General features: G+C 53.8%; 18 protein-coding genes. 1 reads left to right on the plus strand and 17 read right to left on the minus strand.

Going from position 1 to position 25562, the window contains the following annotated elements; genetic code table 11:
• Positions 1-122: 122 nt before the first annotated feature.
• The 12 genes from AC55FS_RS10310 to AC55FS_RS10365 all read right to left on the minus strand — a co-directional run bounded on the left by AC55FS_RS10310 (position 123) and on the right by AC55FS_RS10365 (position 16757).
• Complete coding sequence (locus AC55FS_RS10310; protein ID WP_496932166.1) at positions 123-2474, minus strand: hypothetical protein; 2352 nt, start codon at positions 2472-2474, stop codon at positions 123-125.
• A 93-nt stretch (positions 2475-2567) separates the two neighbouring features.
• Positions 2568-4079 (minus strand): GumC family protein, encoded by a 1512-nt coding sequence (locus AC55FS_RS10315; RefSeq protein WP_496932167.1) that lies wholly within the window; start codon positions 4077-4079, stop codon positions 2568-2570.
• Positions 4076-5200 carry a glycosyltransferase gene (locus tag AC55FS_RS10320; protein ID WP_496932168.1) on the minus strand — a complete coding sequence of 375 codons (1125 nt, stop codon included), beginning with the start codon at positions 5198-5200 and terminating at the stop codon, positions 4076-4078. Before AC55FS_RS10320 ends, AC55FS_RS10315 begins: the two co-directional genes overlap by 4 nt.
• The gene (locus tag AC55FS_RS10325; protein ID WP_496932169.1) at positions 5197-5934 is read right to left on the minus strand and encodes an acyltransferase; all 738 of its coding nucleotides are present in this window, start codon (positions 5932-5934) and stop codon (positions 5197-5199) included. Before AC55FS_RS10325 ends, AC55FS_RS10320 begins: the two co-directional genes overlap by 4 nt.
• A 5-nt stretch (positions 5935-5939) precedes the next feature.
• Complete coding sequence (glmS, locus tag AC55FS_RS10330; protein WP_496932170.1) at positions 5940-7763, minus strand: glutamine--fructose-6-phosphate transaminase (isomerizing); 1824 nt, start codon at positions 7761-7763, stop codon at positions 5940-5942.
• A gap of 323 nt (positions 7764-8086) precedes the next feature.
• Positions 8087-9013: a DUF4114 domain-containing protein gene (locus AC55FS_RS10335; protein ID WP_496932171.1), complete on the minus strand. Its 927-nt coding sequence runs from the start codon at positions 9011-9013 to the stop codon at positions 8087-8089.
• Positions 9010-9543 (minus strand): hypothetical protein, encoded by a 534-nt coding sequence (locus tag AC55FS_RS10340; RefSeq protein ID WP_496932172.1) that lies wholly within the window; start codon positions 9541-9543, stop codon positions 9010-9012. Before AC55FS_RS10340 ends, AC55FS_RS10335 begins: the two co-directional genes overlap by 4 nt.
• Positions 9527-10387 carry a hypothetical protein gene (locus AC55FS_RS10345; RefSeq protein ID WP_496932173.1) on the minus strand — a complete coding sequence of 287 codons (861 nt, stop codon included), beginning with the start codon at positions 10385-10387 and terminating at the stop codon, positions 9527-9529. Before AC55FS_RS10345 ends, AC55FS_RS10340 begins: the two co-directional genes overlap by 17 nt.
• Positions 10384-11766 (minus strand): O-antigen ligase family protein, encoded by a 1383-nt coding sequence (locus AC55FS_RS10350; RefSeq protein ID WP_496932174.1) that lies wholly within the window; start codon positions 11764-11766, stop codon positions 10384-10386. The genes AC55FS_RS10345 and AC55FS_RS10350 overlap by 4 nt, the downstream gene beginning before the upstream one ends.
• The gene (locus AC55FS_RS10355; protein WP_496932175.1) at positions 11766-13211 is read right to left on the minus strand and encodes a lipopolysaccharide biosynthesis protein; all 1446 of its coding nucleotides are present in this window, start codon (positions 13209-13211) and stop codon (positions 11766-11768) included. Before AC55FS_RS10355 ends, AC55FS_RS10350 begins: the two co-directional genes overlap by 1 nt.
• Complete coding sequence (locus tag AC55FS_RS10360; protein ID WP_496935964.1) at positions 13208-15574, minus strand: glycosyltransferase family 4 protein; 2367 nt, start codon at positions 15572-15574, stop codon at positions 13208-13210. The genes AC55FS_RS10355 and AC55FS_RS10360 overlap by 4 nt, the downstream gene beginning before the upstream one ends.
• Before the next feature lie 151 nt (positions 15575-15725).
• Positions 15726-16757, minus strand: coding sequence for a glycosyltransferase family 4 protein (locus AC55FS_RS10365; protein ID WP_496932176.1), 1032 nt, complete (start codon positions 16755-16757; stop codon positions 15726-15728).
• Between the two features lie 497 nt (positions 16758-17254).
• Between AC55FS_RS10365 and AC55FS_RS10370 the strand changes: the two genes are divergently transcribed.
• Complete coding sequence (locus AC55FS_RS10370; protein WP_496932177.1) at positions 17255-18187, plus strand: NAD-dependent epimerase/dehydratase family protein; 933 nt, start codon at positions 17255-17257, stop codon at positions 18185-18187.
• 4 nt (positions 18188-18191) lie between these two features.
• Here AC55FS_RS10370 and AC55FS_RS10375 read toward each other — a convergent pair whose 3' ends face one another.
• Genes AC55FS_RS10375 through AC55FS_RS10395 form a run of 5 tightly spaced genes read right to left on the minus strand, consistent with a single transcriptional unit; the run spans position 18192 to position 25561 of the window.
• The gene (locus AC55FS_RS10375; protein WP_496932178.1) at positions 18192-19631 is read right to left on the minus strand and encodes a sigma-54-dependent transcriptional regulator; all 1440 of its coding nucleotides are present in this window, start codon (positions 19629-19631) and stop codon (positions 18192-18194) included.
• Positions 19632-19663: 32 nt separating this feature from the next.
• Positions 19664-22726 carry a PAS domain S-box protein gene (locus AC55FS_RS10380; protein ID WP_496932179.1) on the minus strand — a complete coding sequence of 1021 codons (3063 nt, stop codon included), beginning with the start codon at positions 22724-22726 and terminating at the stop codon, positions 19664-19666.
• Between the two features lies 1 nt (position 22727).
• Entirely contained in the window at positions 22728-23576 is an 849-nt protein-coding gene (locus AC55FS_RS10385; protein WP_496932180.1) for a phosphate/phosphite/phosphonate ABC transporter substrate-binding protein, read from the minus strand.
• Between the two features lie 25 nt (positions 23577-23601).
• Entirely contained in the window at positions 23602-23997 is a 396-nt protein-coding gene (locus AC55FS_RS10390; protein ID WP_496932181.1) for a response regulator transcription factor, read from the minus strand.
• A 10-nt stretch (positions 23998-24007) separates the two neighbouring features.
• Entirely contained in the window at positions 24008-25561 is a 1554-nt protein-coding gene (locus tag AC55FS_RS10395; RefSeq protein ID WP_496932182.1) for a response regulator, read from the minus strand.
• Position 25562: the final 1 nt, after the last annotated feature.

Below are 25562 nucleotides of genomic sequence, written 5' to 3' on the forward strand. Positions count from 1 at the left end.
TGTGCCAACCTATAAGGAGATTGTCATTGGTTTAAAAATCAATGGGTTATGCCGGATTGTTAAGCCTGAGTTGGCGATGGCGCCGGCTTAAATTGCAGAATGCAAAGCAATGTTGAAAGGTCTTAGTTTTCTGCACTCTGGCGTGCTAATGCAATCATGCGCAGACGCCAGTCTGTGAGCTGAGCCAGTGTTAGCTGCTTGGCATCTTGCCAGTCGAGGCTCACTGCTTGCTGAATCTGATGTAGCAGCTGATCAGCGCTGGCATTGCTCGGCGCTTGCTGCTCTAGCCACAGTAACCAGCGTAAATCCTGGATGCCGTCAGCCAAATCTAACAGGTCGGCGTCGATATCAGCCGTTAATGGGCAGGGCGATCGCATGGGGTAGAGCAGTTGCGCATCGTCCTCACGGCCATCGGTGGGGTCAAAAGGATCGGCGGTCGGCATGCGTGCATGCCACTGCAGATAGCCCTGGGCTCCGCTGCGCCATAAATAAAAGCCTGCGGCGAGGCGAATGTTGTCGTTTAGGTTGTAAAGCCACACCTTCTGTTGCAGTTGCTGCAGCCGCTTTGAATTAAGGCCGTAGCCATCGTTAATCAACACCAGATCAAAGGCACTGGCCAGCGGCTCATCCGTGTCATGATTGAGGTGACCGGCCCGTTTGGCGGTGGGTGCATAGAGCTCGGCATAGCGCCTTTGTTGCTCTAGATTGTGCTCACTGCCCGGATTTGATGGTTCATCCGCGGTGACCCAGATTGGCGGCTGCAGGCCCTGTTGGCGTAACCATTGCTCAGTGCGATGTAACTGTTGCAGTGCACCTTGCAAACCTAAGCTGGCCTGCAATCGTTTAAACGGCGTGTAGGCGAGGATGGGGGCATGAAAACCCAGCTCATACGCCAGCGACAGGTGCTGCTGCAGTGTCTCTGCATGCTCGTCGCTGGGGGTGTCGAACGGCGGGGCGATGCCGGTTAAACCAAAGTCGCGCAACAAAGCCAGATCACAGGCCAGCGCTTTTTGTCGATAGCCTGGTAGCTGTTGTTGGAACCAGTCAAAGTGCACAGGAGATTCCAGATAAGCCCCGACTGGACGGTCAGGCTCAGGCAGCTGAATATCTAACACCTGCACTCGAATCGGCCACTGCTGACTGCCGATGCTCAGCTGGCCTTGATACACTCCCGGTGGTGTTTGTTTGGGCACAGATATGCGCCACTCCAAAGTATGCACTGGTGTTTTTTTCGCGTGCTGAGTCTGCGCTGGCAAGGCGCTGCGTAACAGCCGGTTGTCGGCGCGCAGCAAGGTTGACGATAACGCCGTTCGACGCAGTCGCCAGTGAGCAAAACGCAATTCGCCGTTGAGTTGTAAACCATTGAGCGAGGGTGCTTGCCACTCAAGGTTTGCCAGCTGGTTATGGCTGGCCTGCACTTTTACTCGCCAGCGAATCCAGTTGTTGGCAGTGCTGGTCAGGGTGATGGGGCCAGGCGGATCGGCGCTAACAGCAGCAGGCCAAGCATCTACTGGCCAGTTTTGCTGCCACCAACGAGCCCGTTCTTGTTGAACCTGTTGGTAGGCGCTGGCTTGGTTGGCGGGCTCAGCCAAAATGGCAGCAACAAACCCGGCTTCTGGCTGCTGGCCGGAAAATTCCAGCAGCAGACCCTGCTGCTCAACATCCTGTTCAAAGCTGAATGTCTGACGTGGACGTTGGCCGTACAACGGCCAGCTGCTGACCCCAGGCTTTACCGGTTGCTCTCTAGTTGCCAAATATTGCTGTTCTATCCACTCCAATGGACTGTGCTCAACGGCGTAGACGGTTTGGCCATTGGCGCTGACGCGGCGCGTCAATGGGTGTGGCACATACTCCCACTCGCCGCTGTCACGTAACCATAAAGTGATGCGCCACCGGCCTGGTGCCAATGGCAGTCGCAAAGACTCAATGCCGCGAATGCCGTCTCGCACGAGAGCATCGGCGGCGTGTTGACGGCGGCCACGATCAATCGCCTGCAGATGCTTGCCTTGCACTAGCGAATGCTCAGGGCTGATGGCGCTAAAACCCGGCCATACGGCACTGTCTTTGGGGCCTAGATCCCACCCCAGAGCCTGGTTGGGTAAGGGCGGTGGTTGCAGGATCTTTATGGGCTTGATGTCCATGCCAGGCTGACCATCGCCTGGGAAAACAATAATTTGCTTTAGCTGTTTGCTATCAAAACTACGGCCTGATGGCGTGCGTAGGGCAGTTAATGATATCTGCAGTGAAAACCGCCCAGCGGGGATCACCCGCTCTAAGTTAATGCGATCGCTGTAGCTAGGCTGAGCACGGTCGTCCAAGCGAATCACTAAGATGCGCTCTTTAGCGTGATGATTGTACCCTTGAATGTGCAGTTGGCTGCTGTCTGTCAGTGGCGGTGGCTGATCAAACTGCATCACTTGCCGGCCTGGCTCGGGCCAGGCCAGCAATAGCCAGGGAGCTAAGCACAGCAGCATCAGCGCCAGCAGTGCCGGCCAGTGCGGTTTGCTGCTATTAGTGGATCGGCCTTTTGTGGATCGGAAATGGGCCGTTAGCGCACGAGTCATGGCTTAGGGCGCCGGTGTCATCGAGTCTTCAAGTCGGGCGTTATCCATCACTGCGCCTTCGATTAACTCGCCCAAACCGTTGTCGCTCACGGCTAACGGCGGTATCCGGCTCAGTACGGCTGTGCCGGTTAATGCCGTTAGCTGATCCCTGCGTCTGACGCTGGTATCGGTAAGTTCCAGGACCAGAGCTAGGCCGGAGCCAAGAAAAATGCCGCCGAGAATGCCGGCGATGGCGTACAGCAGCAGTGGTAAATTGGTCGGCGCCGTTGGGGTGAAAGGCTGATCAATAACTTTGACGCGTTTTTCCTGCTCAAAGATACCCAATGAGCCGGTAATACGGGCCATTTCATAGCGTTGTAACAGGTCTTCGTACAGCTCCAATTTGACCTTATGGTCGCGTTCTAGCTGTTTTAAACGGCGCTCGTGATCGCCAAATCCGGCGGTTTTTTTGTCCAACTCGGCGATCATCTGTTGCAAGCTGGCGGTTTCTTCGCGCAGGCCATCGACCTTAGTCCGTGCCAGTTGCAATTGTTGCAGCTGGGAAATCAATAGCGGCTGACTGCCTTGCTGATCGTCCTGCATGACCACACTGCTGGCTATGTCCCATAACTGCTCGGTATTGATGGTCTGATTGCTGTCACTGAGAATGGCTTTGCGCTCTTGCTCTAGCCGTCTGAGGTTACGTAAAGCCCCCTGCACTTGACTGTGCTCATCGGTGTAACGAGCACGCAGCAGAGCCAGTTCACCGCGAATGGCGACGATGTGCTCTTCGATGCGGCCGACCACTGGATTGGTTTTGGATAATTGCTGATCAAGGCCGCCCAGGCTTTTGCTGGCGCCGGCCATCTCGGCTTGTTTTTCTGCTAGCCGTTGGCGTAGCTGTGCCAGCCTGGAAAAGTGCGCCATTTGCAGCTCTGGTAGCTCGCCGGCGTGTTGATCTTTAAATTCTGCCAGGGCCGCCTCAGCTGCTTCCAGTTCGGTGCGGCGCTGTTTTAAATGTTCGGCCAGAAAGTAACTGGAGTCTTTGATCGACGAGCGCTCGGGTGCCAGTAGCTGTTCGATAAAATGTTTGCTGACTGCTTCTAGGATTTCTTTCACGCCTTCCGCCTGGTACGAGCGATAGTCTATGCGGATCAAATCTTTCCCCACCATCTGTACCGACAAGCCGGTCGATAGGGTAAAAATGACTTCATCATGTTGTGCTGGACTGGTGTCGTCGTCGATTAAACCACGCTCTTTCGCCACCAGACCGAGAATATGGCGGCTGTGCAGTAGTGTCTTTAATGCTTCAATGCGCTCTTTCAACATGGCCGACACCGCCAGATCCTCCAAAAAGGGATTCATCTTGGCGGTTTCCTGAATCAGCATACTGGTATGGGAGGCATAGCGTTTGGGGGTCAGTCCTCCTACCGCCAAGCCTAGCAATGGCAATAGCAAAATCGGCACGGCGATGGCGTAGCGTCGCCGCCAGGCGCCATCGAGTAACAGATAAAAGCGATAGGACAGGCTGTTCATAGCGCTTCCAGCCAGTTTGATAACTGCTCGGCTCGGTCATTCCAGTCATGGCTGGCGGCCAGCCGTTGGCGGCTCACATCCCATCCTAAGCGCCGGGAATACTGCAGTGCTGCCGCCATTTGGCCAGCGTCTGTGACGATATCGACCTTGCCTACATAAGGTGCTAAGGCCGGAAATGGGGTGCTGATAACGGGTCGGCCAACGGCTAGGTATTCCAATAGTTTCAGCGGGTTGCAGGCCTGGATTTGGGCATTGTTGCGAAACGGCAACAGCGATGCAGTCCAATGTTGGCTGTAGCTTGGCAATTGCTGATGCGGCCTGGGTCCAAGCAGAGAGACGTTATCGAGACGGGTCAGTGCACTGACGTCCACAACGGCTTGGCCGAGCAAAACAAAATGCCATTCCGGCAGCAAGTTGGCCGTGGCAGCCAGCAGCTCAACGTCAATCCATTCGGACAAACTGCCGTAAAAGCCGGCAATAGGGCGACCATCGTTGGGCAAATCGTCAGCTCTGATGGCCGGGGTAGCAAAGTGTTGATAGTCGACGCCATGGGGCAATAGCTTAGTGCGCTGCTGCGGAAAGCGTTTTGCCAACAATGGGCTGGCGGCAAGGATCAGATCGGCTTTGTCGATGAGCTCGTGTTCGCGCTCGGCCACGACCTGATGATCAACGCCGGCTAGGGCGGCGAAGTCATCGCCGCAATAGTACACCAACGCCGATTCACCCAGTTGTCCGGCCATATCCACTGCGGTGGGCAGAGAGGTCCATAAAATGGGCTGGTTCAGTTGGGCCTGTTGCAGCAGTGGCTGCAGCTGGTGTTTCAACATGGCCTGGGCAAGGCTGCGCTCGATGCGGCCACGCGGTGCTGGCAGGGTGCGCGGGTTGACCACCTGTAGCTGGCAGGGCTGCTCATTGGCAGCGGCGTTCGCACTGCGCTGGCTGCCACGATAGAGCTTGTTCAGCGCACGTTTGACGTCACGCCATTGCCACTTGGGGCGGCGCAGGCCAATGGAGTTGATCCACAATACCTTACGGCTTTGGGACAAACGGCGCACCAGGTGTTGAGTACTGGATGGCAAGCCCCCCCAGTCCTCGCCAAATACGATCAGATCGCGAGTCATGCCACCGCCCTCTTGCTGATGTTCTGTTGCTGCAATGGCCGAATGACCTTGGCAGGCACACCACCCGCCAACACGCCTGCGGGTAAGTCATGAGTGACGACGCTGCCTGCGGCCACCACAGTGCCACGACCAATGGTGACGCCAGCCATGACAGAAACGCCGGTTGCCAGCCAGACATCGGGCTCGAGGACGATGTCGCCAACCTGATGATCATGCTCAGGAAGCCCTGCAGCCCGCTCTTTGGGATCCAATGGGTGGCCAGGATAACCTGCCAGTAATGCCCGGCCAGCAATGCGGACGTTGTCGCTAATCACCACGCGCTGGCCGACGGCGATGGTGGTCATCCAGCCAATATCGACGTTGCTGCCCACAATTAAGGTCGGCGGCTGGGGCGCGCTGCAGCGTCCGGTGATGGTGGTGTGACCAGAAATACGGCAGTCTTTGCCGAGACTGATCTCCAGCGGGCCGGCTTGATAGGGCAGCCCTCCATATAAGTACAGGTTGCTGCCACAGCGGTTGAGCCGGCTTTTAAACAGCGGCGTCCACCACAGTATTCGGGTTAGGGCGGTAATCAGTGATCGGCTGCTGCTGTAGCCCATATACAGCAAGCTAAACACGCCTTTGGGCGCTGGCAGCTCTGGGTTTCTAATGCCTTTGGCAAGGTGCAACAGTGCTTTTGCCAGAGGATGTGGGCTGGTTTTTAACCATTGGCGGCATTGGGTCATGGAAGTCATAAGGCTTACTCCACCGTCACGGATTTGGCTAGGTTGCGAGGCTGATCAATGTCAGTGCCCTTGATCAGGGCCACTCGATAGGCGAGTAGCTGCAGTGGCAGGCTGTACAGCAAAGGCACCGCCATCACATCGCAAGTTGGCATCACAATGGCGTCTTGGATGTTGTCAGCGGCAAGATCAACACCGTGCTGATCGCTGATCAAAATGATCTGGGCACCGCGCGAAGCGACCTCTCTGAGATTGGCCAGGGCTTTTTCCTGCAGTGGTCCAGGCGGTGCCAGTACAATCACTGGCAGCTCATCGTCGATCAGCGCAATAGGGCCGTGTTTAAGTTCACCAGCAGGATAAGCTTCGGCGTGTATATAACTGATTTCTTTAAGTTTTAATGCACCTTCTAAGGCCAGTGGATAAGCGATGCCACGGCCGACATAAAGTACGTTGCGAGCACATCTTAAGCGTCCGGCGACGCGTTCAATAGCGCTTTGATCAGCCAATAGGCTGCGCATCTGGCGGCTTAGTTGGTGCAGTGCGCCCCAATGTTGAATCTGGGTTGAGGTGTCGATCTGCTGGTTGCTTTTACCCAGCTCTAAGGTCAATAGCGCCAGTAGCGTCAGCTGTGCGGTAAAGGCCTTAGTCGAGGCGACGCCGATTTCGACACCTGCCCGGGTTTGCAAGAAACTGTCGCTCTCCCGTGCCATGGCACTGGCGGGTGCATTGACCATGCTCAAGGTGCTGATGCCCATGTCTTTGCTGTAACGCAGAGCGGCGAGGGTGTCGGCGGTTTCACCCGACTGAGAGATAAATAGCGCCGCACTGTCGGCGGTCATTGGGCTATTGCGATAGCGATACTCAGAGGCGATATCCAGATCTACCGGCATAGCAGCGCTGTGCTCCAGCCAGTATTTGCCGACCATGCCAGCGTAATAGGATGAGCCGCAAGCGACCATGGCCAGCCGTTGCTTGCTACGCAGCAATTGGCAGGTGCGTGCCAACGCTTGTTGGCCCGCCGCTTGATGGCGGTAGTAGTTCAGCAGCTGGTCGATGATGTCCGGTTGCTGGTGAATTTCTTTCAGCATGTAGTGGGCGAACCCCTGTTTGCCGTGATCGCCTTGGCCTTCTTCTAACAGGCTGAATTCTCGCTCGACAGTTCTGCCGTGGCGGTCGACGATAATGACCTGATGGCGGGAGATGCAGGCCAGATCCCCGTCTTCCAAGTGGCAGGCGTAATCTGCTTTGTCACCCAGTGCATTGCTATCAGAGGCGAGGTAATGGGCGCCTTCGGTCTTTCCTATCACTAATGGACTGCCCATTCGAGCGGCATAAATGTAATCTGGGTTGTCGCTGAAAATGGCGGCGATGGCAAAGCTGCCATGAAGCCGTGCCAGGCTAGTGCGCATGGCACGAAAGTGATCCATTCCTTGTTGCAAGGCTTGGCTGATCAGGCAGGGAATGACTTCGCTGTCGGTGTCACTAGAAAACTCCACCCCTTGCTGGTTCAGCTCGCTGCGCAATTGTTGGTAGTTTTCTATGATGCCGTTATGCACCACAGCGACCTGATCGGTCATATGTGGGTGGGCATTACGCTCGTCGGGGCGACCATGGGTTGCCCAACGGGTATGGCCAATGCCGGTGGTGCCATCGAGCGGCGCCTGATGAACGGCCTGCTGCAGATTGCCTATCTTGCCTTGGGCGCGACGACGTTCAAGGCCAGAAGCCGCGGCAATAGCAATGCCGCTGGAGTCGTAGCCGCGATAGGCCAGTGCTTCAAGGCCGGCTAACAAACTGGGGGTGACTGAGTCACCGTTAATGGCACCGAAAATTCCACACATAATGGCACTCCTCTTAACATCTATGCAGAGCTAGAGCAGGGATCGGGCCAATATTGAAAAACCTATATAAAACAGCTAGATAGCATAAATTTAGGGGCGATTTTGCGGTCTGCAATGGGGGCGTTTTGCAATCTGCAATGCGATTTCAGCGATGCACGGAATGAGGCGAACGGATTGAAAAGAGCTGGGTGATGAGAAAAGTGATAAAAGGACACAGCGATATTGATGGGCAACCCAAGCAGCGGTTTTGGCGATCGCTATGGCCGTGTGCGGTGAGTGCCTTGTGTTAACCCTTTACCACGTCCTTGTGGTGTGTCTGGGCGTCATGCCAGCATGGTAAAGGATGAGTCTTTGTTAAAGGCGAAGCTGAATAACCCAGCGACCAATAACAGCCCGAGCACACCCTGGCCCAGAGGTGGCAGCGGCGCAGTGGCAATATTGGAATCGCCAAACGCCGTGGCCGGGTCTGAGGAGACAATAAACACTGCATCGTTAAAGTCGTTATCCGAGCGATAGCCATAATCATTGGCCGTTGAGTCGACCCGGTTAAGATCTTCAAAGCCCATAATTACCTGCTCTTGACTGTCGTCTTCAAACATCATGGCAACGTGGCGAGCATCGGTGAGGTTGCTGACTATGGTGCTGGTGAAGTCGGCTTCAGGGTTCAGGAAATCAAGGCCATAAAACATCTGAGTGTCACCACTATAGACGCCATCAGTGACGGTATCGCCGCCAGTGTAGGCGTTTTGGGCGAGGAAAAAACTCACCGAGGTATTGGCTTCCAAGGTTCCTGTGCCGACTTGTACTGTATCACCGACTTGCAGAGAACCGCCGCCACCAGATTCTGAGGCATTAGCAAACAACCAGCCGGTTTCGACGCCGTCGATGGCACTGAGCTCCTCTAGGGAGATAACACCGGAGCTGTCGGTATCGATGTCGCCCTTGGTTAAATCATCGAACGCCCCTTCGGTAAAGGTGAACCAGCCTAACGAATTACGATAGCCGGCGCCTTCATCGAGAAAGGTCACCGACACATTGGCGTCCTGATTAAGCGTTAAATAAGGGTCATAGTCGGTATTAAGAAAAGCCGGATCCACTTCACTTTGCTCCGAAAGCTCGGTTTGCACGGTTTGCAAAATGGACTCATCGACGGTTTGGTTTTCTATGGTGGGCGAGTCGGCATCCACCGCTAACGCATGTTGCCAGGAAAATAACCCAAACAGCACAAGTGGGGGCAGGAAAGGTTTCATAGTGGAGCTCCTTGCAGCGATAGCTGCGACCAGGGGATATGAAAGAGCTGCTGACAGCTGGCCGGGTACGATAGGGCGATCACCGGCTGATCAGAGCGAGTGGCCGTTAAATCCAGACGTTTTAACAGCGCGTGGCGCATGCTGTTGAACCAAAACGGCAGGCGCGGGAAATGTTGATAGAGGCGCTGGCGAAACCAGAAGGCCGTGTTTGTGCCAGCACGTGCAGCGCGGTCTTGCCACAATCCTAAAAATTCGTCACCCAATGGCATCACAGTGGCATGCACAAACCCTGCGCAGGCTGGAAGCCAACCTTGCACGCCGGTAATGCCGGCATCCTTGGTGAAATGCACACGTTTGATCTGCTGTAATTGATGTTGGGCTAAGAACTGAGCCAGCCGCAGTTCTCGTTGTTGCTCGGGTACGGCTGCTGTGCTCGATGCTGGTAAGAAACGCAGCACTAAGCCAACTGACACCAGCAGCAAACAGCTTAAGATCGGCAGATAAAAGAACACCTTAGCGCGCCTGGGCATAACGTCCTCCCAATGCTAATAAGGCCAACACGATCGCTGCTGACAGCAGTTGGAATAGCTGCATACCAGTCTCTGAATGCCACCACTGATGCCAGTGCAGTTGCATCACCATGGAATGTAAACGCATTAGGTTTAGCGCCAGCGTTAGAACCAATAGTGCCGCACATAGGGCCAGGGTGCGTGGCGTGATGCGCTGACCACGAAATAACATCACGGCCCACCAGGCCAGTGCAGCATTGCTCATCAGCAGCAATGAACTACAGCCGCGCAGTATCAGCAGCTGATGATCGCCAGGGCCTGCGATAACATTGCCAAGACGTTCATAGTGGATTCCGCTCAGGTCTAAAAGGGCGGCTAAGGCATAGGCATCGAGGCTGAGAATCGGGTTGGCAAACCACTTGAGGCTGTAAGTGCAGACCAGGTTTAAACCTGCCGTTAGTAACAGCAGCTGGCCTGGGCGTCGGTTTGCATTTGTGATTGGTGGGGTTGTCGATTGAGTGGCTGTCGTTTGAGGTGCTGCCGCTAGGCGAGCCCCGATCAGCAAGAGTATCAGCCAGCCACCTTGCTGACTTGGCACAACAAACGCCAAAGAGCACGCCAGAGCCAATACCACATCGAGAGTATTGGCCGTGCGTTTATCCGCGGCTAATGCCAGTGCCGCTAATCCTAACGCTAACAGACTGGTGACTGGACACAAAGAGGCTTGCTCTCGCCCGATATGAGCCGCCGTTGCGACGGCTTGGCCTGCGATCAGTGGCAGATAGAGCCAGCGCCTAGCGGTCGTATGGGACTGGATTGCTGTCGAGCAGACAACACCCGTCAGGGCATCTTCTTTTAACGTCATGATGCCTCCTTGGTGTCGCTCAAATGAGTGTCGGCCCAGCGGGCAATGGCGATGACTTGCGCCGCCAGAATGTAGATAGGCCAGGTAAATCCCTGAGTGAGAAAGGTGCCAGAAACTATGGTGCCGACTAGACCTGCGAGCACCGCCATGGCAGAGGCATGAATAGCTGGCTGCACCTGACTGCGTGCTGCTTCAACACGATTGAGGGTGCGCAGTGCGGTACGGGTAAGCTGGGCAATCAGAATCAGAAATACCGTCAGACCGAGAAAACCAGTTTCTGCCAAGACACCAAACCAAGTGCTGTGCACGGCATGGTTCAAACCATCCCAATGCGGGCTGTAATAAAAATAATTGGAATAAAAATTATCGATTCCCACTCCCGTAAAGGGGTTATGAACCGCCATACCGACGGCGGCTTCCCAGGCGTAAAGGCGTCCCATGGCCGAGGCATCGATGCCTTCTTCGCCGGCACCGCCAGAGGCGCGGCCGGAGATGCCTGCTGCGAGGTAGAGGACCGCACTGGCAATCAATGCCAGGCTGAATAGCAGGGTTTTTGATTGGATGCGGCGATAACCGTAAAGGCCAAAAATGGCCATGATGCCGAGCAGTCCGCCGCGACTTTGGGTGGCAATGACGGCACTGAACAAAATAGGAATGCTAATTAGCCCCAGCAGCCGTGTGCCTCTGTCGATGCCCTCGGTTAACACCAGGCTGACGGCAAAAGAGGTGGGAAACATCAATACTAAGGCCAGATCGTTAGGGTCGCCCAATACAGAGCCAATATCGCGGCTAATGGTGACACGGGTACCTTCTACCAGGCCGATGCCGGTCGCCTTATTTTTTAGCGCCACTAAGCCAACCAGAATTCCCGACACTGTAATCACGCGGGAGGTCAGGGCAAAGTCTTTGGCGGTGCGTGACAGCCAGGCGATGGCAAAGGTCATCAGCGCAATTTTCCAATAGATGCCTTTAAAGTAAGCCAGGGCGATGGGGCGATTGCTGGCCATCACCACGCCGATAACCACCAGGGCAAAAAAGATGCTGAGAGTGGTCAGTTCCGGGCGCCAATACATCTGGTACTGGCGGCTAAAACCAACATGCCAAAACAGCGCGGCCAACGAGGCCAGTGACAGCAGTAGGGGTATTTTCAAGGAATAGAGCTGGGGAAATACCTCATGCAAACGGAAAAACGAAAACGCCACAAACAGCAAAATCATAAAAAACGACTTATCCAGCACCACCAAGCCCGCCAGTGGCAGTAGCCCGATGACTACGACCACCGCTGGATGGGGCACTAGCTTCCACAGCCCGGCTATCAGCAGGCAAATGGCGCCTGCTAATAGGATTTGTGAACGGCGGTGGTTATAACTCAAGTCCATCAGGTGACCCCGCTGACTTTATTGGCTTCACTGTCTTCTTCGGCCTTGGCGATAAGGGGGAGCGGCAATAGCTTAAGCGCCAGAGCCGATAAGATAACCAGCGCTAGCGAGGCGGCCGACAGTAGGAAATACGCCGCATCAATTTGGCGATGGTCTGACCATAACAGGGTGGCCACCGCAACCACTGTTAGCAGTAGCAGTGCCGCGCTGGGGTAGGGTAAGGCGTGCAGCTGTTGGCCGATAAGGGCAAATGCCAGCAGACGGACCAACTGGGCGGCCAATAACGACCCGCACACACCCCAGGTTCCGTAGTTGGGCGCCAAGCTGAGCATCAGGACAACGGCACAGCCTGCACTGAGGGCATTAATGCCCACTTGGGTGCCGGTAGTTTTGCCTGCCAAGCAACTGATGCTGACCAGCTCGCTGATTTCTTTCAGCCCTGCTGCTGCCACCAGCACCACGGCATAGCCTGCGGCTGGAGCGTACTCAAGGGGCATCAGCCAATGAATCATCACCGGTGCGGCAAGGCCAACGGCGACCGTCATAATCACCGCTAAGGTGATACCTAGGCTGTTAAAGTAGGCGGTTCGCTCGGCGCCACCCTCACCAAACAACACCTCAAAACGCTTTGGCATCCACCACATGCCATAGGGCTGCAGCAGCAGCACCGTAGCGAGGGCAAATTTGGCGGCAATGCCAAAGTGAGCGGCATCGGCCAAGCTAACCTGATCGGCGATGATCCAACGATCCAAACCGCTAACGGAGAAGGCAAGTAAACCACTGGCGACCAGTGGCAAGCCGTATACCAGCGCTTGGCGGATAATGGCTTTATCTACCCCGATGCCGCTGTCGCGTAACTGCAACCAGGCCAGCACAAGCGCTTGCAATAATGCGCTGATCACACCCGCTTCCAATACTCCGGCAACTTGTCTTCCCTCGCTTAACAACAGCAGGGTCAACAGTGCCTGCAATCCGGCACGACCTGTGGTTAAGGTAAAAAAGCTCATGGCCTGATCGCGCATACGTAGCCAGCCAAGTGGCACAGCGATCGCGCCTTCTAATGCCAAAAGCGACAACACTAGGGTGACTTCGTAGCTACCGAGCTGTCCGGGTAACCAAGTACTCAGAGGGGCAGCGAGCAGCCAGGCGAGAGGCACGACGATCAGTGCGGCGATTAAGGTTAGGGTGTAAATCACCGCAGCAACGCGCCGTCTGGCATCCTGCTCGCTGTGGGCGCCGGCAAAACGATAAAGGCTATCCTCTAGCCCCAGTCCAATCATGATGCTGCCAATCACGGCCAGGCTGCCGGCAACTTCCAATCGACCAAAGTCGTCAGCAGACAGCTGTTGGGCAATAAAGGGCAGCATGAGTAGCGATACGCCTTTCATCAGCGCAATGCTAGTGCCGTAGAGTAGGGCGTGATGCATCACCCGTGACAGCTTCATAGGCTGCTCCGCGCGCCGATGGCGGTGTCGGAGGTCGCCTCAATCGTGCTTAGGTCCGACAGTAATGGCGCCAAACGTTGCTCGGCGCGATACTGCTCTGCCAGTGCTCGACCATTCTCTCCTATGCGACTAAGACGCTCTAAGTCGGCGCTGATCGCGGCAATTTTCTCTGCCAGATCGTGCTCATCGCCGGGCTGATACATAAGGCAGTGCTGGCCATCCACCAGGTGCTGACTCCAATAGGCACCGTCATTAGGAATAACGACACACAGACCCGCCGCCAGCGCTTCCAGGATGGATAGGCCAAAGGGTTCTTGATGGCTGGTGGAGATAAAAATGCTGCACTGGCTGCGAATACGATCAAGATCATTGGGGGTTTCATGCCAATGCACCTTATCCAGCTCGACTGGTGCATGGCTGACAGGCAAGGCCGTTTGCTGCGGGCGGATATAACAGATATGGGTGTCTGGGCGCTGGGGTAGGTGCTGTAACGCGGCCAATAGGGTGTCTAGGCCTTTCCATTTTAACAATGATGCAGCCCAGAAAATTTGTGGCGCTTGATACTGGCATGGGCTTGGCCATTGATCAGCCGCCAAGCCGTTGTGCAGTTCGATAAAGTGCGCGGGCAGCGATTCTGACAGAGGTTGCTCTGCCGTTTGCAGGCGTTGCAGCGCCTGCAGCAGTGATTGGCGGCTGCTGTTGAGATAATGCACACGATCGGCCTGCAACAGACAGCGAGCCAAGGTGCGCGAGGCGGCCACCGGTCCGTGGATCAGTTGCAAGATCGGAAAGCGCAGCAGAGGCTTGAGCAGATAAAGGGCCAGATCAACCCCAGGCCCTGAGGCACCAACGGCAAGGTCAATGCGACCTAAACGCAGTCGTGACCAGATAATGACAACTGACAAATAAGCGTGACGCAGAAAAAATGCCATGCCTTGATCTTGTTGGGCCAGCCAACTGAGTTGGTAAAAACCGATGACGTTGAGCTGTGGCTTGCTCCAAGAAGCTGGGTTAGCAGTGAGCACACTAACGCGCTGCTGTTGATCATCAAGCAATGACAACGCGGTTTCCGTCGCCACTTTTGAACCGCCCGGAAAAGCGGTGGGGTCGAGTACCAGGATATGACGAGGTTTGGTAGTAGAAAAACGCTGCCGCAGTGCCTTCCAGGTCGACGTCAGTGCCAGCTTTAGTGCAGTGCCCAACTGCCAATGGCGGGTCCAGCCCATGCGCTGAGTCTTATCGCTGAGCAGTCGTTGATACAAGTGATCAAACTGCTCGACGTTGCGTTCAATGGTAAAACGTTGCATGACCCTGCGCTTGCCCGCCAGTCCCATTTGTCGACGTCGCAGTGGATGGCGCTGCAGTAAAGCCAAGGCGTTGGCCATAGATTGCGGATCTTCGCTGGCAACCAGTAATCCGGTTTGGCCATCGTCCACCACGGCGGGAATGCCGCCCACTCTGGGCGCTACTACAGGTAATTGGCATAAACCGGCTTCTGCCAGTACCAAGCCAAACACTTCTTCTCGGGCACCGCTGACAAACACATCCACGCCACCGCGCAGCAAGGACGCGATCTGATCCTGCTCACCGATAAAATGCACCCGTTGGCTTAGTCCTAACTGATGGCTTAACTGCTGTAGCGATTGATGTTCTTCGCCATCGCCGATAACGGCCAAATGGGCAGGCAGTCCTTGCAGCGTTAGCTGATGTAGGGCTTTGATGATGATGTCGATGCCTTTGCGGTGGATCAAAGAGCCAACGGTGGCCAGTAAAAAGTCGCCAGCATCAAGCTTGAGCTGGGCGCGAAGATCCACCACGGGCTGCGCCAACAGCGCCTGGGTATCGATGCCATTGGCAATCATTTGGGTACGCTCTTGGGGTATGCCGTCTTGCAGCACATGATCAACGACCGGCTGACTGACTCCTACCAGCATGGCACTGTGATGCAAACCCAACGTAAGGCGATCGCGGGCCGGATAGCGGGCGTGCAAATGAGTGAGCAGAGGACGCTGGCACAGGCGGGCGACGACGTTGAGCCACTGCATGGGCGCTGCGCTATTGGCGTGGATCAGATCGACCTGATGCTGTTCAACCAGTTGTTTACCCTTGCTGATTAGGCTGCTCCAACCACGCAGATTTAAACGCGGTGCTTGCCAGCCCAATAACAGCGGAAAATCGTCGCGCACCACCTCAATGTGAAGGGCCTGAGCGGCTTCGACTAAGGCTTGGCTATTGCACCAGAGTAGCGGCCGATAGCGGTCGGCATCCAGATGGCTGATCAAGTCCAGCAGGCAGCCCTCGCTGCCACGGATCCAGTTATCGCCGTAATGTACAAACAGTATGGTGACTGGCTTGGTGGTCATTTTCACATTGATCCCTCCGCTTTAGATAAGCTTGAGCAAGGACCAGGCCAGGTGCGAAAATTGATTTTATGTTGTTGAAATATCAGAGAAATATAAACTTATATTGGAACCAATTGAGGATCTATCGAGTGCTAGATCCTCAATCTGCAACTCACGTTGATGGCGCTTTTGCAATTTGCCAATAGGTACGTAACAGGGTGGGAATGACTGCCTGGGTGGAAAAACGCGAGCGAATGGTGGTGATGCACTGCTGCTGCATTTGCTGACGTTCGGTTTGGCTCAGTTGCAGCCACTGTTGTAACGCGCTTTCAAAGGCGTTGGCGTCGTCTTGGTCCACCAGCCAACCGTTAATACCATGTTCGATCACACGGCCAAGGTCACCGACGTTAGAGGCTATGACTGGGATACCGCGTGCCATGGCCTCCAGTGCTGCCATTGGCAAACCCTCGTACCGTGATGGCATGATCAATACACCGATATGCGGCCAGTAGTGGCGCATATCGCTTTGGCCGTGAAAGGTCACATTGCCTGCCGCCTGACGGGTTAATGTGGTGGCCAGTGGTCCATCGCCGTAAATATCAAAGCTCTGTTTTGGAAATTGTCGGGCTAGGTCTAACAAACGATCTGGCCCTTTTTCATGGCTCAGGCGGCCAACGAATGCCAGCTGCTGGCCCTGGCTCTTGTGTAAACCACGGGTATCGACAAAATTGTCCAGCACTCGTGCCGGATAGGGCAGGCGCTGGCGTATTTCATGGCTGACGGCAAAGCGTGCGGCGGCGGCAAAGCCAAGATAGCGATCGAGCAGGTCGTAGGCGCGAACGCGGCCAGAGGGAAGTTCACCGGCGTGATAGGTGCTCACCACAGAGATAGCCAGAGGTATCGCTAAAAGTCGTCCGAGAATGCCGGCTTTGTAACCATGGGTGTGTAATATCGACGGCGATTCACGACGAAGAAATGCCCACAGCGCACTGATAGTTCCATCCAGCTGGCAAAGGCGAATCTCTGGGTGTGACTGCTGTAAGCTGTGAACTAGAGGGTGATGGTCGATGTTTTGGTACAACACCACGGTGACCTGTTGACCGGCCATCGCCAGACCGTTGGCCAATTGCTGAACATGGGTCTCTATGCCACCCATGCCGCTGCTATCGAGCAAGATACAGATCTTGTGCATGGTCATTACCATATATCGCTCCTTTTAATCTTTTTTGTAGATCATAATTCGCCAGCACTTTTTACCAGCAGAGCGCTATCGTTGTTGCCGCTTCTGCATGGTTAACCCTTAACCCTCAGCTAGAGCAGCATTGAGCGACACCTCGACTGAATCTCCTGAGCACATCAGCGACACAGCAGTGTCGCGTTACGCTCAATCGCAGTGACGTCATACAAGCAACTTCGGTGCCTATATCTTTGTGGCCAGACTGGCGTTGTTATCGGTGAGATATCGCGTATTTTTTCCAATATGGGCGTGGCAGACGTGCGTTTCGCAAAAATAGGTTGTGACTTATTGCAGACTGCGTTGCGAACTGCGAGTTATCCGCGTTGTTGGCTGTTGATATGTTAATGCTTGCTGCCTGTTTTTGCCTTGAACCCAGAAAAATAGCGGGCTTGGGATTATTTATCATTACTGGCATGTCGTTTGCCATTCACCCTGTGCACTGATATTAATTACGAGGAATTAATATGGCACATTATCTTGTCACGGGTGGATGCGGTTTTATTGGCTCTCACTTAACAGACTTTTTATTAGCCGAGGGTCATCAGGTTCGTATATTGGATGACTTGTCCAGCGGGCATATGCATAACGTTAATCCTGCCTGTGATGTCCGTGTCGGCGATGTCACAGATTTAAACGTTGTGCGTGCTTGCATGGAAAATATTGATGGCTGTTTTCACTTAGCTGCCGTGGCATCGGTTCAGCGTTCTAATGAAGACTGGGCGCGAACTCATCAGATAAATTTAACCGGCAGTGTCAATGTCTTTGAAGCAGCCAGGCCTAACAAAGTCCCTGTTGTGTATGCATCTTCGGCGGCGGTTTATGGCGACAATGCCGATATGCCGCTACGAGAATCATCAGGGGTTCGGCCGCTAACGGCTTACGGTGCTGATAAACTGGGCTCTGAGCTGCATGCTAGGGTGGCGTCGTTGATGCACGCCATTCCTACCGTGGGCATGCGGTTTTTTAACGTGTTTGGGCCGCGCCAAGACCCCAGTTCCCCTTATTCAGGGGTGATTTCGATTTTTGTCGACAAGTTAACTAGGCGACAGCCGTTGACCATTTTTGGTGACGGTGAGCAAACACGCGACTTTATTTATGTCGCCGATGTCGTGCGTTTTCTAGCGGCAGCTATGGAAAAAGCCGATACCACACATCAGGTGTTTAACGTTTGTACGGGCGAATCGGTGACCATTAATCAGATGGCTCGCATGTTAAACAGTCTTGCTGATCACACTACCAGCATTCGCCATCAAAAAGCGCGTCAGGGCGATATTCGTGTCTCGGTCGGCAATCCAGCTAAAGCCAATCGTTCACTCGGTGTTGTCGCACAAAATAGTGTGATGCAGGGGCTGCGTAAACTCATGGCGGCAGGCCGTCATCAGGATAAAGTGGCGTGAATGTTTATCCGCTTGAGACTTGGTTGGGTATGACATCTTGCTCCCAACCTTGCTTTTTGCGGTAAATCGTCGAAGGGCTGACGTCCAATAGTGCTGCCGCTTTAGGGATATTTCCTTCACATACGGCAATAGCATGCTCAATGGCTTCACGCTCAACGTCGGCCAAAGGGCGAATGGTTAATGGTGTTGCACCAGTATCTGCCTTCGGTTGCTGAGCTAGTGGCTCTGTTGTGTGGCGGCTGGATAATTGAGCAGACTTTTCCAATAACACTTGATCCAGTGGTGGTGGAATATGGTGCGGTCGAACGACACGGTCGTCGTGTAGTACGACAGTATTGCGGATGACATTTTGCAACTGGCGAACATTACCGGGCCAATCGTAATGGCGTAGCATGACTTCGGCTTCAGGCGAAAAACCTTCAAATTGCTTGCCTTCTTCTTTAGCGAAGCTGGTTAGGAAATAGTGTGCAATGGCTAATATATCATCGCCCCGGCTGCGCAGTGGCGGCAGATGCAAGGGCACTACGTGCAAACGATAATACAGATCTTCGCGAAAGCGCTGGGCGTTGACTTCCTCCATGGGATCTTTATTGGTGGCGCACAAAATTCGAATGTCGACGGACTCTTCTTTGCTCGACCCGACCTTTTGAAAGCGACCACTTTGAATAAAACGCAGTAACTTCTTCTGCAGCTCTAAGTCCATTTCACACACTTCATCCAAAAACAAAGTGCCACCGTCGGCCTGAGCGGCAGCGCCTTTACGCTCGGCGGCGGCACCGGTAAAGGCGCCTTTTACATGACCAAAAATTTCACTTTCCATTAGATCGTGGGGAATAGCGCCACAGTTAATAGGAACAAAGGGACCATCCTTGCGTGGGCTGCGATTATGAATGGCTTCGGCACACACTTCTTTGCCGGTGCCACTTTCACCGGTAATAAACACGGTCGCTTTACTTGGGGCGGCGGCATCAATGATGCGATAGGTTGCTTGCATGGGCAGGCTGGCACCAATAAAGCCTTCATAGCGCTGGCGGTCAAACGTCGTTTGGATGTCTTCTACCAGGTGCTGTAAGCGATTGCGTTCCAGTAAGTTGTTAACGCTGGTTTTCAGGCGGGCGGCGTTGATGGGTTTTTCTAAAAAGTCATTGGCGCCCAAGCGCATCAGATCCACTGCCAGATCGACGGAGCCATGGCCGGTAATGATGCAAATAGCGCAGGGAAACCCTTGCTCTCGCACCCATTCAAGAATCTCTTGGCCGTCCATGTCGGGAAGCTTTAAATCCAGCAAAATTACATCAGGGGGATTGGCGCTGATCGCCTGTTTGGCGCCTTGGCCAGATTCGACGTGTTTAAGACTCAGCTTTTGATCTTTCAGATACTCTAGGTAGATGGCTGCCAATGGGGCGGAATCTTCGACCACCAATACCCGGTTTATCTCCGTCATAGCACGCTCGCTTGCTGTCAATCCTTGTCCTATTAATCATAGTCGCTGCCACTGGCTCGCGCTGGCTTTGCATCTTCAAATGTTTGCTCGACAAACCGTTGCAGCTGCTGAAACGCGTCGTTGGCGATGTCGGCCAGTTTAGCGGCCATTTGCAGCGCCTGTTGATGTTCTCCAGAGCGGCAAAGGTGCTCGATGTCTCGGCATTGCTGGCACAATTTAGGCAGACCGTGGGAAGCAGCGCTGCTGCCAAGGGTGTGGGTCTGAAATTCGAGGGTGGTTAAGTCACTTTGCTGCAGCGCTTGCTGCAGGGTTTGCAAACGCTGCTTCGAATCTTCAATAAACAGCCGGGTAAGTTTAGGGATCAGCTCGCGCGAAGTGTCGCGGGCCAGTTGCTCCAAAACAGAGGGGTCAATAACGTTCAATGGTGAACTCTCTTCGCTGTCGTCGGGTGTTGTGCTAGATGCAATATCGGCACTGGGCTGCAAGGTAGGGTGGGTCCAGCGGGCGATGCAATTTAATAGTATCGGGCCCGTCAAGGGTTTAGTGAGGTAGTCGTTCATGCCCGCTTCTAAAAAACGCTCCCGATCGCCATCGAGGGCATGGGCGGTCAGAGCGACAATGGGCAAGGTGTAAATGGTGTCGTTAAGCTCGCGTATGGCTTTGGTGGCTTCAATGCCGTCCATGATGGGCATAGAAATATCCATCAGTACAATGTCGTAAGGCCGTAATCGGCAGGCTTCGACGGCTTCTTCACCATTGGCGGCAATATCGACCACCAGTTGCGCTTTATCGAGAATGCTTTTGAAGACGTATTGATTGGCTGAATTATCTTCTGCCAATAACACTCTGAGTCCTGGGGTCGGTAGCCAGGCTTGTTGCTGATCGGTATCGACATCCGGATGATCCGTTGTCGCCAGCTGCAGTGGCACAATAAAAAAGAAGGTACTGCCCATGCTAGGTTCGCTGCGCACACTAATGTAACCTTGCATCAGTTGAATTAAACGTTTGCAAATGGCGAGCCCAAGACCAGTACCTTGTTCCGAGCGTGATAGACTCTGATCGGCCATGGTAAATTCTTCAAACAGACTGACCTGGTCGTCTGAACTGATGCCAATACCCGTGTCTTCAACTTCAAATCGAATGTCGGCATGTTGATCGTGCATCGTATCTAACGAAACCCGTATGGCAATATGTCCGCTAGTCGTAAACTTAATGGCGTTGTTAATTAAGTTAATCAGAATTTGTCGTAGCCGATCCGGGTCACCGTTGATTCGACTCGGGACCTCGTCATCAATACAGTAATGCAGGTCGAGCTGTTTTTTCTTGGCTTGGGGGAGTAGCAGCTCGTGCGCCTGTTTGATGATTTTTTCGATGCTGAAATCTGACGTTTCCAATGACAGCTTGTTGGCCTCCATTTTGGAGAAATCAAGGATGTCATTAATAATGGTTAATAGATGTTCGCCTGAATCACGCGCGGTTTTAACCATTTTCCTTTGCATGTCATTGAGTGGTGTGTCGCGCAGTAAACCCAGAACGCCGAGTACCCCGTTCATTGGAGTTCGTATTTCATGGCTCATGGCCGCCAGGAAACGACTCTTGGCCTCGCTGGCTTGCTCAGCATCGCGGCGTGCTTGTACCAGCGCCGATTCATAATTCTTCTGTTCACTGATGTCGACAAAGTGGGCAACATAATGGGTGATGTTGTTATTGCTATCGATGACGGCGTTGATATTTAAATGCTCTGGAAATATTTCACCATTTTTGCGCTTGTTAAATATCTCTCCGGTCCAACTACCCTGGTCCGCTAGTTGATTCCACATTTCCTGATAAAAGGATTCGTCGTACAGTCCAGACGATAAGCTCCGTGGTTTTTTGCCTAATACTTCGTCAGGTGTATAGCCTGTGATCCGACTAAAGGCTTTGTTGACCCGAATAATATGGCCTTCGGGGTCGGTAATGATGATGGCTTCAGTGGATTCAAAGGCATGGGCCGCTATGCGCAACTCTGTTTCGGCGATATGTCGTCGGCTTATGTCGCGAATAAAGGCAGTAAATAGGGTGGTACCATCGGTCTTTATCGGTGATATGGCAATTTCTATCGGGAATTGCTCGCCATTTTTACGCACCGCATGCAATTCGAGCCGCTGTCCTAGGACTGGGCCTTCGCCAGTTTGTCGATAGTGCGCCATACCCTGGTTGTGAGCATCCCTAAGGGCGGGCGGCACAATATAGTCACCTAGCACTTGGCCTTTGATTTCATCGATTGACCAGCCAAATGTTTGCTCGGCGACTTGGTTGTAATCCACCACATGGCCATGTTGATCAATCATAATCATGGCATCCAAAGAAGCATTTAATATGGCGTCGTTTTTATCCTGCGCACGCTGCGCCATGGCTAGTGTGTCTTTTTCTTGCGCCAGACTGGCGTGCAGGTCATCGTAGCTGTTCTTTAAACTGGCCGACATGGCATTGAATGATCGCCCCACCGCGGCCAGCTCGTCGTTGCCGTGAATCTTGAGCTGATGGCCTGGGCCTTCACGCGAAATGGTGTCGGTGGCGTGCTGTAACTGTTTCAGTTGGCGTGTAAGGTAGCTGCCCAGCAAATATGAAAAGAGCGCCACCAATACGATCTCTAGCGCGGCAATGGCCATAATGTGTCGCTTAGCGTCGGTGACTAAGGTATCGATGCTGCTGGTGGAAAACCCCACTTTGATGGTGCCAAATATCAATCCGCCTTCGTCGATATCAATGCGGGTGTGCAGTACCTTGCTGTGCAAACCAGATTCCTCTGATTCGTTGTCGGATGGGATTTGGCCAGCTTGGGCTAAAGACTGATGGCTGTTGCGAATATCGATGTAAGTGACATCCGAGTGTTTAATCACCTCGTCGGTAATGCTTTTTAGTGTGGCGATATCGGTGGCGATGAGTGATTCTTTGGCAGCCTGGGCCAACAATTGCGTGGTTAATTGGGCACGCTGATGCAACTGGTCGAGGTTAGACTGGCCCAAATAATTCAGCGCACTGATGGTCAATATAAGCAACAAAGCGCTTTCAATAATGGCGATGCCCAAAATCGTTTTAGTGCGAAAACTCACGTCAATTCCTTGCCATGTTGGCGTTAAGGTTGAGCGCCCGTACATCGTCCCAATCACTGTGGCTGGCTGTTTCAAAGCTTTGAATACGAAGGTCTTGCAGTAAAGCTCTACCTTCGGCGGAATCAGCCAACCGTATCAGCGCTGATTGCAGTTTAGTGACTATTTCAGGGGCTAACTCAGGGTGAGCAGCTATGGCGTGTGGCGTGTGACCGGCCGATGTCCACAAAATTCGCAGCTGAGCGCGCACCGTTTCAGGAAGGGTGTTTAGGGTACGCTGGATTCCTCCACCGGCGGGATACAGGCCCTTTGCGACGGATCGATAAACCGAATCATGGGAAGACACGTATTTGCTGTTGAAGTCGATCTTTAACTGATTGAGCTGGCTCTGCACCAACAAGGTGGCAGCAAAAGCATTGGGAGCAGGAAAGGCCAGGGTGCTGTCTTGCAATTGATCTAAGGACTGCAGTGGACTGTCTTTGGCCACCACGATCAGCCCACGGATGCGCTTGTTGCGTGCTTTTGCAATAGCCATGTAGCCGGGTTGCTCACTGAATTGAGTGAAGTGATAAGGGTTCATATAGGCCAATTGGTACTGACCTTGCTGCAGCCGGCGTTCAAATTCAGGAATGCTGGGAGCCGTAGCAAATTGCAGGCTTAAGCCTGTTTGCTCACTGAGATAAGCAATCAAAGGGCCCCATTTTCGCGCCAAACTACTGGCAGCTTGTTGCGGCACAATCCCGACGCTGAGAGGTTGTGCGAGCGGTGGTTGTGCGAGCAGTGACGCATTGAAGATCAGGGCATTGAATATCAGTAATGCCCATAGCAGCATGCTCTTGCTTTGATCCTTCATGGTGTCACTCTCCTTGGAATTAACCTCATACCGCCGGCCGCAGCAATAATGCATTGATCTTACCGCTCAGTTTGGACATGGATATCGGCTTGGTCATATAACCATCGGCGCCGAGAGCAAAGGCCTGTTCCACATCACCGAGCAGGTTTCTGCCGGTCAGCATGACAATGGCGATGCCTGCGGTATCCGGAGTTTGCTTTAGCTGCTCCAGTACATCGGTGCCACTGATGTCCGGCAAGACCCAGTCGAGTAGAATGAGATCGGGTAGCTGCTGCCTTGCCAGTTCTAGGCCGTCGAGCCCGGAGGTGGCCACAGACACCTTAAGTTTGTGCAGCTGTGATAGCCGAAACTGCAAAATGCGCTGCAACGATAGGTCGTCGTCGATGACTAATACGTGTTTTTTCCGCGCGGCGAACAACATAGGCGATACCTCACGATATTAGAGTGTTAGACGTTGTTGCTGGATCGCAGGGCTCGAGCAGCATTAGCAAACTGTCGTCCAGCGGTGTTGGTCCTGCCAGACGATCAAAGGTCGCCATGGTTTCTTCTAGCGCTTGCTGCAGTGGCAGTTTGCAGGTGCGCACTAAGGTCGTTTCTATAGTGTGCTGCAGTTGTCGGCGGCTACTGTCGTCGGCGGCGGATTCAAATAGGCCGTCGGTGAAACAAGCGATGCGCTCACCGGGTTTGACACAAAAATGACCGCTGTCATAACGACTGTTTTCCATCAGACCCGGCAACATGCCACCCACAGGTAAGCGTTGCACACCGTCCGCGCTAATTAGTAGTGGCGCCGGGTGGCCGGCGCAGGCGATATCGATGCGACCGTGATCGGCTAACGACAAGGCTGCGCAGGTCAGAGTTAGCTGCGACAGCAGTTCATCTTGATAGGCACTGTTGGAGAGCTGGCGCAGGAACAGCGCGGGGGCCAGTTCGTTGATGTCCATACTGTGCAATAAACCACGAATGTAGCCGCAGTAGGCATAGGAAAAAAACTTCGAGACCTCATCGTGACCCATGATATCCACCAGGGTCAGCAATGAACGCTGTTCTGAGCACTTGTGCAGCAATAAATCGCCGCCGCCGATGCCGGCGTTGCGACAACCGATGGCGATGTCCCAATGGGGCAACTGACTGGGTAATTGCGGCGTTAAGGTGTGACTGATGCGCGTGTTAATGCGCTCGGTGAGCTGGGTGTACACCTGCCGGGAGCGTTCTAATACCCGATTGACGGTGCCGACTAAGGCTTGTTTGCTGACGGGTTTTAGCAAAAAATCATCAATGCCTAATGCATGGGCTTGGCGCTGCACCTGACTGTCATTGGCTGCCGTCAAAAAGATAAAGGGCAGGGTGTCGGTGGCCATTTGCTGGGCCAATTGCTGGCGCAAATCCAGGCCGGTCATGCCGGGCATACGAATATCCGATATCACCATGTCGACCGAACGTCGTTGCAGTAAAATCAATGCTTGAGCACCGTCAGCGACGCTGTGGACGTTAAAGTCCTCGGCTAGGTAGGCTTCAATTAAACGCCGTTGGCTGGGGTCATCATCGACCACTAACAAGGTTGGCTTTTGATTGGCGCTGGCGCGCTTCCATCTAAGGTCCAGGCGATTCCAGTGACCGTCTTGGGCCGGCTGATAATGCAGGCTGTCGGTAAGCTGTTGTAATAATCCCAGGCCGCGACCGGAGGTAGACAAGTCTGTTTCATTATTCTCAGGTTCAGCCAGTGTCGGGTCCCAGGCGTGGCCGTTATCTTCTAAGCGCATCCACCAATCGCTATGGTCGAGACCAAACTGCATGCGTATATGGCTGGCATTCGGGTTGTGTTCTACCAGATTGACCCCGGCTTCAGATAAGCACACCAACATGGCATTGCGCTGCTCGTTGATGATGGGCCTATGAGTCAGCGCCTGCTCCACTTGATGGCGGAAGTCGCTAATGCTGTCGAGCGCCATATGATGCTCGAATTCCAGTAGTACCGTGGTCATG

The sequence above is a fragment of the Bacterioplanes sp. CLAM21 genome, from assembly GCF_059641015.1.